The sequence below is a fragment of the Mesorhizobium sp. B2-2-4 genome (assembly GCF_006442375.1).
In the GTDB taxonomy this organism is placed as follows: Bacteria; Pseudomonadota; Alphaproteobacteria; order Rhizobiales; family Rhizobiaceae; genus Mesorhizobium.
In genome coordinates this window covers 37,345-52,523 of sequence record NZ_VFWB01000018.1, presented here as the reverse complement: position 1 = coordinate 52,523, position 15,179 = coordinate 37,345, and the positions used below count along the sequence as shown (strand labels likewise).

Below are 15,179 nucleotides of genomic sequence, written 5' to 3'. Positions count from 1 at the left end.
TGCATCCGGATGACGTTCGTCATCTCCTTGACTGGCGAACCGCTGGCTAGTTCCCGGCGCTCGCCATGCGTCGCCCCTTGATCGCCTTTTCCAGCCAGCCGATCTCCATTTCCGGAACCGAGGACAGCAGGAGGTCGGTATAGGCATCGAAAGGCGGTGTGAGCACCTTGCTTTTGGAACCGTAACGGACCACCTCGCCGCGATACATCACCGCGATCGAATCGGCGATCGACCTTACCGTCGCAAGGTCGTGGGTAATGAAGAGATATGCGACCTTCTCGTGCTGCTGCAGGTTCAACAAAAGCTTGAGAATGCCGTTGGCCACCAGCGGGTCGAGCGCCGAGGTCACCTCGTCGCAGATGATCAGCTTCGGTTTGGCGGCGAGCGAGCGGGCGATGCAGACGCGCTGCTTCTGGCCGCCCGACAGCTCCGCCGGATAGCGGTCGAGGAAGCCTTTGCCCATCTCGATCTCGTCGAGCAATTCGGCGACGCGCCGGTCGCGCTCACGTCCCCGCATGCCGAAATAGAACTCCAGCGGCCGGCCGATGATGGTGCCGACGGTCTGGCGCGGGTTCATGGCCACGTCGGCCATCTGGTAGATCATCTGCAGCTGCCGCAGATCCTCCTTCGGCCGGTCGGCAAGCCGGTTGGCAAGCGGGCGCCCGTCGAAGGTCACCGTGCCCTGTTCGGGCGGCAGGAGCCCTGTGATGGCGCGCGCCAGCGTCGACTTGCCGGAGCCGGACTCGCCGACCACCGCCAGCGTCTGGCCGGGATAGATATCGACGGAGACGTTCTTCAGCACCTTGACATGACCGCCGCCATACGCGGCGGTGACGTTCTTCACGGACAGGAATGGCGAGACGCCGGGTTTCTGCTCGGCGTGTTCGATCTCGTGCACTGACACCAGAGCGTTGGTGTACTCCTGGCGCGGCTCCTTGATGATCTGGCGGGTGCCGCCCCATTCGACCAGCCGGCCGTGGCGCAGCACCATGATCTCGTCCGACACCTGGGCGACGACGGCGAGGTCGTGGGTGATGTAGAGCGCGGCCACATGCGTGTCGCGGATGGCGTCCTTGATCGCCGACAGCACGTCGATCTGCGTCGTCACGTCGAGCGCCGTCGTCGGCTCGTCGAAGACGATCAGGTCCGGTTCCGAGCACAGCGCCATCGCCGTCATCACACGCTGCAGCTGGCCTCCGGAGACCTGGTGCGGGAAACGCTCGCCGATGGTTTCGGGATTGGGCAGGCTCAGCTTCTTGAACAGCGCGACGGCGCGTTTCTCGGCCTCCGCGCGCGTCGCCCTGCCGTGCAGGAGGGTGGCTTCGACAACCTGGTCCATCAGCCTGTGCGCCGGGTTGAACGCCGCTGCCGCCGACTGCGCGACATAGCAGACCTCGCGGCCGCGCAGCCTGCGGAAACCTTCCTTGCCGCCCTTGAGGATGTCGCGGCCGTTGAGGAGCACCTCGCCGCCGGTGATGCGCACGCCGCCGCGCCCATAACCCATCGAAGACAGGCCGATGGTCGACTTGCCGGCACCGGATTCGCCGATCAGGCCGAGCACCTTGCCCTTTTCCAGGGTCAGCGAGACGTCGTGGACGAGCGTGATGGTCTTTGGCGCTTCGCCCGGTGGGTAGACCATGGCTTCGATGCGCAGGTTGCGGATATCGAGGAGCGGGCTGGATTTCGCTTTGCTGTCGGCCATCATCCGCGTCCTCCTTTCAGGCTTGTCGTGCGGTTGAGCACCCAGTCGGCGACGAGATTGACCGAGATCGCAAGCGCCGCGATCGCGGCCGCCGGTATGAGCGCCGCGGCAATGCCGAAGACGATGCCGTCCTTGTTTTCCTTGACCATGCCGCCCCAGTCGGCATCCGGCGGCTGTACGCCGAGGCCAAGAAAGGAGAGCGTCGACAGGAACAGCACGGCATAGATGAAGCGCAGGCCGAGTTCCGAGACCAGCGGCGACAGCGCATTGGGCAGGATCTCGCGGAAGATGATCCAGGTGCTGCCTTCGCCGCGCAGCTTGGCGGCTTCGACATAGTCCATGACGTTGATGTCGACGGCCACCGCGCGCGACAGGCGGTAGACGCGGGTCGAGTCGAGAATGCCCATCACCAGGATCAGCGTCACCAGGTTTGTCGGCAGCACCGAGAGCACGACAAGGCCCATGATCAGCGTCGGGATCGACATCAGAAGATCGACGAGGCGCGACAGCAGCGTGTCGAACCAGCCGCCGAACACCGCCGCCGAAAAGCCGAGAATGGCGCCAAGCGAGAAGGACAACGCCGTGGCGAGCACTGCGATGAAAAGGGTGATGCGCGCACCATAGATCATGCGCGACAGCAGATCGCGGCCAAGGTTGTCGGTGCCCAGCCAGTGCGCCGCCGACATGGGCTCCCAGACGTCGCCGACGATCTCGCCATTGCCGTGCGGCGCAAGCCACGGCGCGAAGATGGCCGCCAGCACGAACAGGGCCGTCAGCACCAGGCCGACCAGCGCGGGCACGGGGATGCGTTTGATGTCGAGCATGCCCGCCCTCTTCATTTGGGATGCCTCAGGCGCGGATTGGCGACGATTGCCGCTATGTCAGCGATGATGTTGAGGCCGATATAGACGGCGGCGAAGATCAGTCCGACCGCCTGCACCACCGGCACGTCGCGCTTGGTGACGTGATCGACCAGATACTGCCCCATGCCGGGATAGACGAAGATCACTTCGACCACGACCACGCCGACGATCAGATAGGCGAGGTTGAGCATGACGACGTTGATGATCGGCGCGATGGCGTTCGGGAAGGCATGTTTGCGGATGACCGCGAAAGCCGAGAGCCCCTTGAGCTCGGCGGTCTCCACATAGGCCGATTGCATGACGTTTAGGATCGCCGCGCGCGTCATGCGCATCATATGGGCAAGCACCACCAGCGTCAGCGCCGCCGCCGGCAGCGCGATCGCCTGCATGCGTTCACCGAAAGGCATGCCGTCATATACGGTCGAGATGGCGGGGAACCACTGATGCTGAACTGCGAAGTAGAAGACCAGCAAGTAGCCGATGAAGAATTCCGGGAAGGAGGTCGAGGCGAGCGCCAGTCCCGAGATCAGCTTGTCGACCCAGCCATTGCGGTAGCGCACCGCGATCAGGCCAAGCGTTATGGCCAGTGGAATGGCCACGATCGCCGCCCAGAAGGCGAGGAACAGCGTGTTCCACAGCCGGCCCTTGATCGATGTTGCGATATCCTGTCCGCTCGACATGGCGGTCCCGAGATCGCCGGTCAAAACGCCGCCGAGCCAGCGGAAATACCTGATATAGGCCGGGTCGTTGAGACCAAGCTGCTCACGCAGATTGGCGAGCGATTCCGGTGTCGCCGACTGCCCTAGGATGGCTTGCGCGACGTCGCCGGGCAGGATCTGTGTGCCGGCGAAGATCAGGACCGAGACGGCCAACAAAAGGAGGATGCCCAGCGCAACGCGCTGGGCCACCAGTTTCACGATGGGTGAGGACATCTGGGCAAGGCCGGCTCAGGCTTCGAGCCAGCACTTTGCCAGGGCATAGCCATTCATCAACTCCTGGTGCGGATCGTCCACCCAGCCGCCCACCTTGGCGCCGGTGGCGTCGATGAACTGGTTGAACATCGGCAGGATCAGGCCGCCTTCGTCGCGCACCATGACGGCCATGTCGTGATACATCGCCTTGCGCTTGGCCTCGTCCAGCTCGGCGCGCGCCGCCAGCACCATCTTGTCGAAATCCGGGCGCTTGAAACGCGTGTCGTTCCAGTCGGCGGTCGACAGGTAGGCGGTCGAGTACATCTGGTCCTGGGTCGAGCGTCCGCCCCAATAGGAGGCGCAGAAGGGCTGCTTGTTCCAGACCTCGTTCCAGTAGCCGTCGCCCGGCTCGCGCTTGAGCTCGATCTGGATGCCGGCCTTGGCCGCGCTCTGCTGGAAAAGCTGGGACGCGTCGACGGCGCCGGGAAAGGCGACGTCGGAGGTCCTGAGCAGCACCGCACCGTCATGCCCCGACTTCTTGTAGTGGAACTTGGCCTTGTCCGGATCGTATGTGCGCTGCTCGATCTCGGTGAACAGCGGGTAGGCGGCATTGATCGGGAAATCATTGCCGAGCGAACCGTAACCGCGCAGCACCTTCTTCAGCATTTCTTCGCGGTCGATCGCCAGCTTCAGCGCCATCCTGAGATCGTTATTGTCGAACGGCGCCGTATTGCAGTGCATGATGAAGACGTAGTGCCCCGGTCCCGCATGGTTGCGGATGGTGACGCCCGGCACGCGTTTGATCAGGTCGACGATCTTCGGCTCGACGCGGTTGACCATGTTGACCTGGCCGCCCTGCAGGGCTGCCGTACGGGCCGTGGCGTCGTTGATGACGATGATCTCGATCTGGTCGGCATGGCCCATCTTGTCGCCCTGCCAGTAGTTGGCGAAGCGCTCACCGCCATGGCGCACGCCGGGCTCGTTGGTGGTGACCTTGTAAGGGCCCGCCGAGATGCCGGCATCGGCCTTGTCCTTGCCACCATTGGGCTGGACGATCAGGTGGTAGTCGCTGAGCAGGTAGGGCAGATCGGCATTGGCCTCCTTCAGCGTCAGCACCACTTCCTTGCCGCTGGCCTTGATGCTTTCGATGCCTTTCATGTAGCCGAGCGCGCCGGACTTCGACTTCTCGTCCGAATGGCGCTCGAGCGTGGCGGCGACGTCTTCGGCTGTCACCGTCTTGCCATTGTGGAATTCGACGCCGTCGCGGATCTTCAGTGTCCAGACCTTGGCATCGTCGGACGAGCCGATCTCCTCGGCGATGCGGTTCTCGAGCTTGCCCTCGGGGGAAAGCTCGACGATCAGTTCGCCCCACATTTTGCCGAAGGCGAACGGCACCTGCGTCATGAACAGGGCTGGATCCAGGCTGTTGGTGGACTCGCCGCCAACCAGGCCTGCCTTGAGCGTCCCGCCCTTGACCGGACCGGCTGCGCGCGCCGCGCTCGAAAGCAGTGAGTTGGCGAAGGTCGCGGTGACGCCGAGCGCTGCCGCCCGGCCGAGAAAATCACGACGGCTGAGCTTGCCTGAAGCGACACGTCGGCTAAGGAATTCCAGTTCGTTTGACATTTTGAGTTCCTCACTCTGTTGGTTCGACCTTAGTGGTCGTTTTCTTGTTTCTTGTGAGGGGAATAATGACCGCAAGGGAAAGCGGTAAGCAAGACCGAATGCGACATGCCGTGGCGTAAATGGCACGTCGCAATTGGACCAATGCCTTGCCGCTCAAACAAGCGAGCGCGGAACCGCCTGTTCGAAATTGCGTTCGAAGACGAGTTTTTCGCCTTCGTAAGCTTCAATTCGGGCGCTTACGATGAAGTTTTTGGCGTCGGAGCGTATTTCGGCCGATGTTTCGGTGCGCACCGACCATCCGCTTCGCGACAGGGTTTGCGTCCAATGCGTCCGTCCCGCGGCCGACAACGGATCGTCCGGATGAATCGTCCAGGTCTCGCGGGCGATGCTGCCGTTCGCCAGGCCATGCGCAAGATCGCGCACCTCGCCGAAATCGTCTTCTATGGAAAGCGTGACGATGCCGGTCTTCTCGTCGCGGTTGACGCGGCGTTCCGAATTGGCCGGGCGGATGGTCTCGGTTGCCCAGGGGGAAGCGGCCTCCGGCGCGGCGAACGTGACCTCGTCGCCCGTCGCCAGCGGGCGCAGGGGCAGCTTCAGCGTCGCCGCCGACAGGCTTAGGCGGACCGGCTCCGGCGAGGGCCAGATCATAGGCCAGTAGGCGTTCGAGACGGCTATGCGCAAATGGTGGCCGGCCGGCACGCGATAGGCGCACTGGTCGAGCACGACGCGTGCCGAAACGCTCTCGCCGGGGACAAGCGCTTGCGGGAATTCGTGGGAGAGGCGATGCGTGAGGTTGAGCACGCCATAGGAGATCAGCTCGGAGGCGCCATCGGGATGTACGTCGCAAAGCCGCACCGCGATGTTGGCCTGCGGGCGGTCGCAGGATAACCGGACGTAGACTTCCGGTGCGCCGACGACGTCGATCGCCTCGGCGAGTTCCGGCTGGTCGAAACACACCGACAGCGCGTCGTCGGGACGCTGGTCGCCCGGCAATTCCGGGCCGAAGGTGAACGGGAAATACTCACCGCCGGCCAGCCCACAGCTTTGCGGCGAAGCGATGGTGACGGATTTACCGCCCGCCGGGATCAATTCGATCGTTTGCGTCTTGATGTCGGGCGAAGGCCACTGCCGCTCCGCCACCCAGCGGCCCGGCCGTTCCGGATGCCAGCGCGCCGGCCGCACGCTGTCCATCACATAGGCGCGGTAGGCCGGGTCGGCCTCGACGCCGGTCTCGACGCCCTTTAGCCAGCGGTCCCACCAGCGTAGCGCTTCCTGCAGGAAGCCGATTGCCGGCTGGGGCCCGGCATAATGCGGGTATTTGTGGATCCAGGGGCCGACGATGCCTTTGACCGGCGCCTCGATGTTGGCGACGAGATGCGAGATGGTGTTGCGGTAGCCGTCATGCCAGCCGCCGATCGACAGCACCGCGGCCTTGACGGCGGAGAAATCCTCGCAGATCGAGCCGCGTTTCCAGTAGGCGTCGCGGTGCTGGTGGCCAAGCCAGAGCGGCAAAAGGAACGACTGGTTCTCCAGTCGGCTGAGCCACAGGTCGCGCCATCTGTTGTCGCCCGCCAGCAGCGGGTCCGGCGGCCGTGACGAATAGGACAGCATTGTCGAGGCCCAGCCGAAATTTTCCAGCAGCAGGCAGCCGCCCTTGTAGTGGATGTCGTCGGCATAGCGATCAACGGTCGAGCACAGGCTGATGACCGCCTTGAGCGCCGGCGGCTGCATGGCTGCCACCTGCAGGCAGTTGAAGCCGCCCCAGGAAATACCCATCATGCCGACATTGCCGTTGCACCAGGGTTGAGCCGCCGCCCAGGCGATGACGTCGCAGGCGTCCTGCAACTCCTGCTCGGAATATTCGTCGTCCATCAGCCCTTCGGAATCGCCATTGCCGCGCATGTCGACACGGATCGAGGCATAGCCGTGGCCGGCGAAATAGGGATGCGTCAGCTGGTCGCGAAAGATGGTGCCGTCGCGCTTGCGGTAGGGCAGGTGCTCGAGGATGACAGGCACCGGATCGTCGCCGGCATCTTCCGGCATCCACACCCGCGCCGACAGCCGGCAGCCATCCGGCATAACGATGCCCATATCAGGGAATTCGACGACCTTGCGGGGAAACTCGGTGACGGTTTTCATGGCGCGCATAACGCCTCGCGGCGCGGCAAGTTTCAATCGCCATTCGCGACTGGAGCAGTGGAATATGCGACCTGTGCCGCTGCTTGGTGCCCTCAGTTCAGCGGAATGTCGTTCTCGGCCTTGTTGGCCTGGTAGTCGCCAGAGAGCGCTTCATAAAGTGCTGCAATCTTGCCGATGCGCGCCTCCAGCCGCCCGCGTTCCGCCTCGGGCAGCGCCCGCACCAGCCTGCGGATCGAAAAGCTCTTCCAATAGGCGTTCTCGGCATTGTAACCGCCGGGATCGAGGGTGAAGACCTCTTTCAGGATTTTCAGATCGTGCGGGATGGCAAAACTGTCGCGCGAATCCTCGTGGCTGAACAGATAGTAGAAATTGTCGAAACCGGTCCAGGTGATCGCCGACAGGCAGAGCGAACAGGGCTCGTGCGTGGCCAGGAAGATGGCCTCCTTGGTGTCGACACGTTCGGCTTTGGGCATTTCGTAGAAGCGTTTCAGGCAGTGCACTTCGCCATGCCAGAGCGGGTTTTCGATCTCGTTGTTGGTTTCGGCCAGCACCAGCGAGCGGTCGCCTTTCTTCAGGATCGCCGCGCCGAACAGCTTGTTGCCATGGGCGACGCCTTCCTGCGTCTTCGGCACGATGTCGTGCTCGATGACGTCGAGCAGGCGGTCGATCAGCGAAATGTCGGTCATCAAAGGATCTCGTCGGGGAGATGAATCTCGTAGGCGTGCGAAAAATGGAATTCTTCGAGATTGGAGCCGTCGCCGCCACGGTCGACGATCAGGAAATCCTGGGGCTCACCCAATGGCGTCAGTACGCCGTGCCATAGATTGCGTGAATAATTGATGCCTTGCCCTGGCTTGGTGATGAAGGCATGCGGCTCGGCCGGACCGTCCTTGCCGTCATGACAGACGACGACCAGGAACGGTCGTGGCGACAGCGGGACAAAGGCCTGGCTGCCGAGCGGGTGACGCTCGACCATGGTCAGCGCCAGCGGCAATTCGTAAGGCGTGCCGCGCACCATCGAGATCAGCACGCGCGCATTCGGCCCCACGGCCTCGGCGGTCGCCAGATCATGGTAGCGCTCGGCCTTGCCGCCATTGATCGGGTAGTGGTTGTCGCCGCCCATGTCGATGACATCGCCGAACGGGGCAAAGCCCTCGCGGGTCAGCGGCCGCGCGACGATGCGGGTCACGGCGCACGCCCTGCGATCCCGGCACTGCCGAGCTTGGCGTGCCGGTTGACGTCCTTGTAGAGCAGATAGCGGAATTTTCCCGGTCCGCCGGCATAGCAGGCCTGCGGACAGAAGGCGCGCAGCCACATATAGTCGCCGGCCTCCACCTCGACCCAGTCCTGGTTGAGCCGGTAGACGGCCTTGCCTTCCAGGACATAGAGCCCGTGCTCCATGACATGGGTCTCGGCAAAGGGAATGACCGCGCCCGGTTCGAGGGTGACGATGGTCATGTGCATGTCATGGCGCATGTCGGCCGGATCGACGAAGCGCGTCGTCGCCCAACGGCCGTCGGTACCGGGCATCGGCGTCGGCCCGATGTCCTGCTCGTTGGTGAAGAAGGCTTGTGGGACCTCGAGGCCGCTGACGGACTCATAAGCCTTGCGTATCCAGTGAAAGCGGACAGCCGCATTGCTTTCGTTGCGAACAGTCCAGCCGCTCGACGGCGGCAGGAAGGCGAAGCCGCCCGGCCGCAAGACATGTCTTTCGCCGGCAAGCAGGACGGTCAGTTCGCCTTCGACCACGAACAAGGCGCCCTCGGCGCCGGCATCGGGTTCCGGCCGGTCGCTGCCACCGCCGGGCGCGATCTCGACGATGTACTGCGAAAACGTCTCGGCAAAGCCCGACAGCGGCCTCGACAATATCCAGACGCGGGTCTTGTCCCAGAATGGCAGGGCGCTGGTGACGATGTCCTGCATCACGCCCTTGGGGATGACGGCATAGGCCTCGGTGAAGACGGCGCGGCCGGTCAGAAGCTCACTCTGGCCGGAATGGCCGCCATGTGGAGCATAATAGGTTCGCTCGGGCATTCTGATCGTATCCATGGGTTCAAACCTATTGCGGAAGCATGTCCTTGAGGCGGAAGAGCGCGATGCGCTCGACCTGTTTGCAGGCGGTCTCGAATTCGACGCCGCGGCTGTTGCCGATGCGCCTTTCGAACTCCGCCAGGATTTCTTGCCTGGTCTTGCCCTTCACCGCGACGATGAACGGGAAACCGAAGGTGGTGACGTAGGCGGCGTTAAGCTTGGAAAACAGCTCGCGCTCCTTGTCGGTCAGCTCATCGAGGCCGGCCGAAGCCTGTTCCCTGGCTGATTCCGCCGTCAGCCGCCTGGCCCTTGCCAGCTTGCCGGCAAGGTCTGGATGGGCGTTGAGCACGCCCAGCCGCTCCGTTTCGCTTGCGGCGCGGAAAACGCGGCAGAGCGCATTGTGCAGGCCGCCGGCGCTGTCGTGCGCCGGGCCAAGTTCCAGCTCGTAGGCGCGCTCGGCTATCCACGGCGAATGTTCGAAAACGCCGCCGAAAGCATGCACGAAGGCCTCGAATTCCATCCTCGAAGGGCGCAGCACCGGCTGCTTGTATGGATGGGTCTCGCGCCAATGCCTGGCGATGTCGATACGCCGCGCCAGCCAGACCTTGTCGTGCGACTTCACATAGTCGACGAAGCGCTTCAGCGCCGCCACCCGCCCCGGCCGCCCGACGAGGCGACAGTGCAGGCCGATATTCATCATGCGCGGCCGCCCAGCCTTGCCTTCGGCATAGAGCGTGTCGAAACTGTCCTTCAGATAGGCGAAGAACTGGTCGCCCGAGTTGAAGCCCTGCGGCGTGGCGAAGCGCATGTCGTTGGCATCGAGCGTGTAGGGGATGATGAGCTGTGGCCTGTCGGTCCCGTCATCCGCGAACCAGTAGGGCAGTTCGTCGTCATAAGTGTCGGAGACGTAGTCGAAGCCGCCTTCCTCCGCCACCAGCCGCACGGTGTTGACCGACGTCCGGCCGGTGTACCAGCCCGTCGGGCGCGTGCCTGTCACTTCGTAGTGCAGCCGGATCGCCTCCTTGAGGTCGCGGCGCTCGTCCTCGGCGCTGTGGTCGCGGTAGTCGATCCATTTCAGCCCGTGCGAGGCGATCTCCCAGCCGGCATCCTGCATCGCCGTCACCTGATCGGGCGAGCGGGCGAGTGCCGCGGCGACGCCGTAACAGGTCACTGGCACCTCGGCCTCGGTGAACAGGCGAAGCAGCCGCCAGAAGCCTGCCCGCGCCCCATATTCGTAGATCGATTCCATGTTCCAATGGCGTTGGCCCGCCCAGGGAGCCGCGCCGACGATTTCCGACAGGAAGGCTTCCGAAGCCTTGTCGCCATGCAGGACGCAGTTCTCGCCGCCTTCTTCGTAATTGACGACGAATTGCACGGCCACATGCGCGCCACCGGGCCATTTGGGATCCGGCGGATTGGCTCCGTAGCCGCGCATGTCTCTGGTGTAACGCATCGTCCCTCCCACGGGGCATCGCCCGAAGTATGATCAGGATATCGAAAGGGTGCTTCTCGCATTCCCCCGAAAATTTTTGAAAGTGTTTTTGTCGCACTCCGCTCGACCGGGACTTATGCATCGCCTTTAATTGGCGCACAATTCATCAGCAATGTTTGGCTGTACCGGCCGGTTTGTTCGTATTGGAATGGGAGGCGGACAATGGCAGAAACGTCGAAAATCGATGGCGGGCGTCTGACGACCCATGTCCTGGATACGGCAACCGGCAAGCCCGCGGCGGGATTGTCGATCGCGCTCTACCGGATCGATGGCCCGGCCAGGACGCATCTGAAGACGGTCGCCACCAACGCCGATGGCCGTTGCGACGCACCGCTTTTGGCCGACGCGGATTTCCAGACCGGCGAATACGAGCTGGTTTTCGCCGCTGGCGACTATCTGCGGCGCCAGGGAACGAAACTGCCCGAGCCGGCCTTCCTCGACACCGTGCCGATCCGCTTCGGCATGGCGGATGCCGTGCACTATCATGTGCCGCTGCTCGTCTCGCCCTACGGCTATTCGACTTACAGGGGGAGCTGAGACGTGGCCGAGGTCAAGATCCGTAACGATATTCGTTTTATCCTCAACGGCAGGGATGTCGTGCTGTCATCCGTGGCGCCTGACGCGACCTTGCTCGACTGGCTGCGGCTCGACCGATCGCTGCGCGGCACCAAGGAAGGCTGCGCAGAGGGCGATTGCGGCGCTTGCACCGTGCTGGTCGGCAGGCTTTCCGCCGGCGAACTGGTCTATGAAAGTGTCAACGCCTGCATCCGCTTTCTGGGTTCGTTGGACGGCACCCATGTCGTGACGGTCGAGCATCTCCGTGGAACGCCGGGCCAGTTGCACCCGGTGCAGCAGGCGATGGTGGATTTCCACGGTTCGCAATGCGGCTTCTGCACGCCAGGTTTCGTCATGTCGCTTTACGGCTTGTGGATGAAATCACCGGAACCGTCGGACGCGGCCATCGAAAAGGCCTTGCAGGGCAATCTCTGCCGCTGCACCGGCTATGAGGCGATCATGCGCGCGGCCCGCGCCATCTCCAGCTACGGCAAAGCACAGAAGGATCCGCTGGCGCTGGAGCGTCAGTCGATCATGGCCAGACTCGAGGCGATGGGCGACGGCGCACGGATCGAGATCGGCGCCGGCAAGGCGCGGCTCGTCGTGCCGGCTGACGTTGACGATTTCGCCGCCGTGCTCGACAAGGAACCGGGCGCCACCATCGTCGCCGGCTCGACCGATGTCGGTCTCTGGGTGACCAAGCACATGCGCGATATTTCGCCTGTCATCTTCATCGGCAATCTCGACGGGCTGTGCGCCATTGCCGAGGACAAGGACGTGATCTCGATCGGCGCCGGCGTCACCTATTCCGATGCCTTCGCGATGCTGTCGAAACGCATCCCGGCGCTCGGGCCATTGTTCGATCGCATCGGCGGCGAACAGGTGCGCAACATGGGCACGATCGGCGGCAACATCGCCAATGGCTCGCCGATCGGCGACACACCGCCGCCATTCATCGCGCTCGGCGCGCGGCTGACGCTGCGCCGTGGAAGCAAGCGGCGCACGATCCCGCTCGAGGATTTCTTCATCGCCTATGGCAAGCAGGACCGGCAGGCCGGCGAGTTCGTCGAGGCCGTGCATGTGCCGGTTCCGGCAAACGAAACGAAGTTCGGCGTCTACAAGATCACCAAGCGCCGCGACGAGGATATCACCGCCGCCCTCGGCGCGTTTTTTCTGACCTTGGCCAGGGACGGCACCGTGGCCGATATCCGCATCGCCTATGGCGGCATGGCGGCGACGCCGAAGCGGGCTGCGGCGGTCGAGAAAGCTCTGCTCGGCAAACCCTGGACCGAAGAAACAGTCGAGGCGGCGATGACCGAATACGCAACGGATTTCACGCCGCTCACCGACATGCGGGCAAGCGCTGAATATCGGGCTTTGGCGGCGAAAAACTTGTTGCTGCGTTTCTTTGTCGAAACCACCGGCACCAGGGCACCGTTCCAGGTGTCGCGCAACGAGGCGGCATGATGAACAAGCACGCCAGCGCCAATTTAAAGGCCGAAAAGATCGTCGGCGGCGTCGCCACAGACCAGCGCCATGATTCCGCGCACAAGCATGTCAGCGGCAGCGCCGTTTACATCGATGATATGCCCGAACCGGCGGGCACGCTGCATGGCTGCCTCGGCTTGGCCACGGCCACGCATGCCACCATCACCAAAATGGACCTGTCGGCGGCGCGCGCCGCCCCCGGCGTGATCGACGTGCTCACGGCAAAGGATGTGCCGGGCGAGAACGACATTTCGCCGACCGGGCGCCATGACGAGCCGGTACTCGCCGACGGCGAGGTACAGTTTTTCGGCCAGCCGATCTTTTGCGTGATTGCCGAGACGCGCGAGCAGGCGCGGCGCGCCACCAGGCTGGCAAGGGTCGAATACGAGGAATTGCCTTTCGTCACCGACATCGGCGCGCTCGATCCGACCAGGGACAAACTCGTCACGCCGCCTCTGACGCTGAAACGCGGCGACGCGGCTGCTGCGATCCGTCAGGCCCCCCGCCGGCTGAAAGGAACAATGCGCGTCGGCGGCCAGGAGCATTTCTACCTCGAAGGGCATATCGCGATGGCGGTTCCCGGCGAGGATCAGGACGTCACCATCTATTCCTCGACGCAGCATCCGAGCGAAGTCCAGCACATGGTTGGTCATGCACTCGGCGTGCCGAGCAACGCCATTACCGTGGAAATGCGTCGCATGGGGGGCGGCTTCGGCGGCAAGGAAACGCAGGGCAACCAGTTTGCAGCGCTGGCCGCGATCGCCGCCAAGAAGCATCATCGGGCAGTGAAAATCCGGCCCGATCGCGATGACGACATGATCGCCACCGGCAAGCGGCACGATTTCCTCATCGACTACGAAGCCGGCTTCGACGATGAGGGCAATATTCTCGGCGTCGACTTCATGTTCGCGGCGCGCTGCGGCTTTTCTGCGGACCTTTCAGGCCCGGTCACCGACCGCGCGCTGTTCCACTGCGACAACACCTATTTCTGGCCGGCGGTGCATGCGCAGTCGGCGCCGCTCTACACCAACACGGTCTCGAACACCGCCTTTCGCGGCTTCGGCGGCCCGCAAGGCATGGTCGGCGCCGAGCGCATCATCGACGAGGTGGCGTTTGCCGTCGGCAAGGACCCGCTTGAGATCCGCAAGCGGAATTTCTATGGAACCGCCGACCGCAACGTCACGCCCTACCACCAGGCGGTCGAGGACAACATCATCCACCGCATCGTCGCGGAACTGGAAGAAAGCGCCAGCTATGCAAGGCGCCGGCGCGAAATCTCGGCCTTCAACAACAACAGCCGCTTCATCAAGCGAGGCCTCGCACTGACACCGGTCAAATTCGGCATCTCGTTTACCGCCACGCATTACAACCAGGCCGGCGCGCTGGTGCATGTCTACACCGACGGTTCGGTGCATCTGAACCATGGCGGCACCGAGATGGGGCAGGGCCTCAACGTCAAGGTGGCGCAAGTGGTGGCGCAAGAGTTCCAGATCGATCTCGACCAGGTGAAGATCACCGCGACGACCACCGGCAAGGTGCCGAACACCTCGGCCACCGCCGCGTCGTCCGGCACCGACCTCAATGGAATGGCGGCGCAGAATGGCGCCCGCCAGATCAAGGACCGGCTGACCGATTTCGCCGCCGAGAAATACCAGGTGCCACGCGACCAGGTGCTGTTCCTGCCCAACAGGGTGCGAATCGGCAACCAGGAGATACCTTTCGCCGACCTCGTCAAGCAGGCCTATATGGCCCGCATCCAGCTTTCGGCGGCCGGCTTTTACAAGACGCCGAAGATCCACTGGGACCGCGACAAGGGCGAGGGCCGTCCTTTCTATTATTTCGCCTATGGCGCCTCCTGCTCGGAAGTCTCGGTCGACACGCTGACCGGCGAATACATGGTCGAACGCACCGACATCCTGCACGAGACGGGCCGCTCGCTGAACCGCGCCATCGACCTCGGCCAGGTCGAGGGCGGCTTTATCCAGGGCATGGGCTGGCTGACGACCGAGGAACTGTGGTGGGATGACAAGGGCCGGCTGCGCACGCATGCGCCCTCGACCTATAAGATCCCGCTGGCGTCGGACCGGCCCAAGATCTTCAACGTGACACTGGCCGATTGGCCGGAGGCCGGTGAGCCGACGATCCATCGCTCCAAGGCGGTCGGCGAGCCGCCCTTCCCGCTCGGCATGTCGGTGCTGCATGCCCTGTCCGACGCGGTGGCAAGCGTCGCCGACAACAGGATCTGTCCACGTCTCGATGCGCCTGCGACACCGGAACGCGTGCTGATGGCGATCGAGCGGCTGAAGAAAGAGGCGAAGACCTGACTCCGGCAAAACGTGCAAAACAGGCCGAAAAGGCCTATATTTCCCGACAGG

12 protein-coding genes are annotated in these 15,179 nt (G+C 63.5%); 3 read left to right on the top strand and 9 right to left on the bottom strand.

Annotated features, from left to right (window positions below; translation table 11 throughout):
* Positions 1–46 precede the first annotated feature (46 nt).
* The 9 genes from FJ959_RS30080 to puuE form a co-directional block, all read right to left on the bottom strand.
* Positions 47–1,702 (bottom strand): ABC transporter ATP-binding protein, encoded by a 1,656-nt coding sequence (locus tag FJ959_RS30080; protein ID WP_140501254.1) that lies wholly within the window; start codon positions 1,700–1,702, stop codon positions 47–49.
* Entirely contained in the window at positions 1,702–2,526 is an 825-nt protein-coding gene (locus FJ959_RS30075) for an ABC transporter permease (protein ID WP_140501190.1), read from the bottom strand. Before FJ959_RS30075 ends, FJ959_RS30080 begins: the two co-directional genes overlap by 1 nt.
* Positions 2,527–2,537: 11 nt before the next feature.
* Positions 2,538–3,497, bottom strand: a complete 960-nt coding sequence (locus FJ959_RS30070) for an ABC transporter permease (protein WP_140512803.1) — start codon at positions 3,495–3,497, stop codon at positions 2,538–2,540.
* A gap of 15 nt (positions 3,498–3,512) precedes the next feature.
* The gene (locus FJ959_RS30065) at positions 3,513–5,099 is read right to left on the bottom strand and encodes an ABC transporter substrate-binding protein (protein WP_140512805.1); all 1,587 of its coding nucleotides are present in this window, start codon (positions 5,097–5,099) and stop codon (positions 3,513–3,515) included.
* A gap of 153 nt (positions 5,100–5,252) precedes the next feature.
* A complete protein-coding gene (locus tag FJ959_RS30060; RefSeq protein ID WP_140633673.1) occupies positions 5,253–7,238 on the bottom strand; it encodes a CocE/NonD family hydrolase in 1,986 nt (661 codons plus the stop codon).
* 92 nt (positions 7,239–7,330) lie between these two features.
* Entirely contained in the window at positions 7,331–7,924 is a 594-nt protein-coding gene (locus FJ959_RS30055) for a nucleoside deaminase (RefSeq protein WP_140501182.1), read from the bottom strand.
* Complete coding sequence (locus tag FJ959_RS30050) at positions 7,924–8,427, bottom strand: ureidoglycolate lyase (protein ID WP_140501180.1); 504 nt, start codon at positions 8,425–8,427, stop codon at positions 7,924–7,926. The genes FJ959_RS30055 and FJ959_RS30050 overlap by 1 nt, the downstream gene beginning before the upstream one ends.
* The gene (locus tag FJ959_RS30045; protein WP_140501178.1) at positions 8,424–9,287 is read right to left on the bottom strand and encodes a bifunctional allantoicase/(S)-ureidoglycine aminohydrolase; all 864 of its coding nucleotides are present in this window, start codon (positions 9,285–9,287) and stop codon (positions 8,424–8,426) included. The genes FJ959_RS30050 and FJ959_RS30045 overlap by 4 nt, the downstream gene beginning before the upstream one ends.
* Before the next feature lie 10 nt (positions 9,288–9,297).
* Positions 9,298–10,722, bottom strand: a complete 1,425-nt coding sequence (gene puuE / locus FJ959_RS30040; RefSeq protein ID WP_140633670.1) for an allantoinase PuuE — start codon at positions 10,720–10,722, stop codon at positions 9,298–9,300.
* A 201-nt stretch (positions 10,723–10,923) separates the two neighbouring features.
* Between puuE and uraH the strand changes: the two genes are divergently transcribed.
* From uraH to xdhB, 3 genes are read left to right on the top strand one after another with little or no spacing between them, the layout of a single operon-like run.
* Positions 10,924–11,298: a hydroxyisourate hydrolase gene (gene uraH / locus FJ959_RS30035; RefSeq protein WP_140501174.1), complete on the top strand. Its 375-nt coding sequence runs from the start codon at positions 10,924–10,926 to the stop codon at positions 11,296–11,298.
* A 3-nt stretch (positions 11,299–11,301) separates the two neighbouring features.
* The gene (xdhA, locus tag FJ959_RS30030; RefSeq protein ID WP_140525604.1) at positions 11,302–12,783 is read left to right on the top strand and encodes a xanthine dehydrogenase small subunit; all 1,482 of its coding nucleotides are present in this window, start codon (positions 11,302–11,304) and stop codon (positions 12,781–12,783) included.
* Positions 12,783–15,128: a xanthine dehydrogenase molybdopterin binding subunit gene (gene xdhB, locus FJ959_RS30025; RefSeq protein WP_140633693.1), complete on the top strand. Its 2,346-nt coding sequence runs from the start codon at positions 12,783–12,785 to the stop codon at positions 15,126–15,128. Before xdhA ends, xdhB begins: the two co-directional genes overlap by 1 nt.
* Positions 15,129–15,179: the final 51 nt, after the last annotated feature.

Excerpts from the sequence above, each read along its gene's own strand:
- FJ959_RS30080 (WP_140501254.1), bottom strand. The coding sequence starts at position 1,702 with ATGGCCGACAGCAAAGCGAAATCCAGCCCGCTCCTCGATATCCGCAAC.
- FJ959_RS30075 (WP_140501190.1), bottom strand. The coding sequence starts at position 2,526 with ATGCTCGACATCAAACGCATCCCCGTGCCCGCGCTGGTCGGCCTGGTG.
- FJ959_RS30070 (WP_140512803.1), bottom strand. The coding sequence starts at position 3,497 with ATGTCCTCACCCATCGTGAAACTGGTGGCCCAGCGCGTTGCGCTGGGC.
- FJ959_RS30065 (WP_140512805.1), bottom strand. The coding sequence starts at position 5,099 with ATGTCAAACGAACTGGAATTCCTTAGCCGACGTGTCGCTTCAGGCAAG.
- FJ959_RS30060 (WP_140633673.1), bottom strand. The coding sequence starts at position 7,238 with ATGAAAACCGTCACCGAGTTTCCCCGCAAGGTCGTCGAATTCCCTGAT.
- FJ959_RS30055 (WP_140501182.1), bottom strand. The coding sequence starts at position 7,924 with ATGACCGACATTTCGCTGATCGACCGCCTGCTCGACGTCATCGAGCAC.
- FJ959_RS30045 (WP_140501178.1), bottom strand. The coding sequence starts at position 9,287 with ATGGATACGATCAGAATGCCCGAGCGAACCTATTATGCTCCACATGGC.
- puuE (WP_140633670.1), bottom strand. The coding sequence starts at position 10,722 with ATGCGTTACACCAGAGACATGCGCGGCTACGGAGCCAATCCGCCGGAT.
- uraH (WP_140501174.1), top strand. The coding sequence starts at position 10,924 with ATGGCAGAAACGTCGAAAATCGATGGCGGGCGTCTGACGACCCATGTC.
- xdhB (WP_140633693.1), top strand. The coding sequence starts at position 12,783 with ATGAACAAGCACGCCAGCGCCAATTTAAAGGCCGAAAAGATCGTCGGC.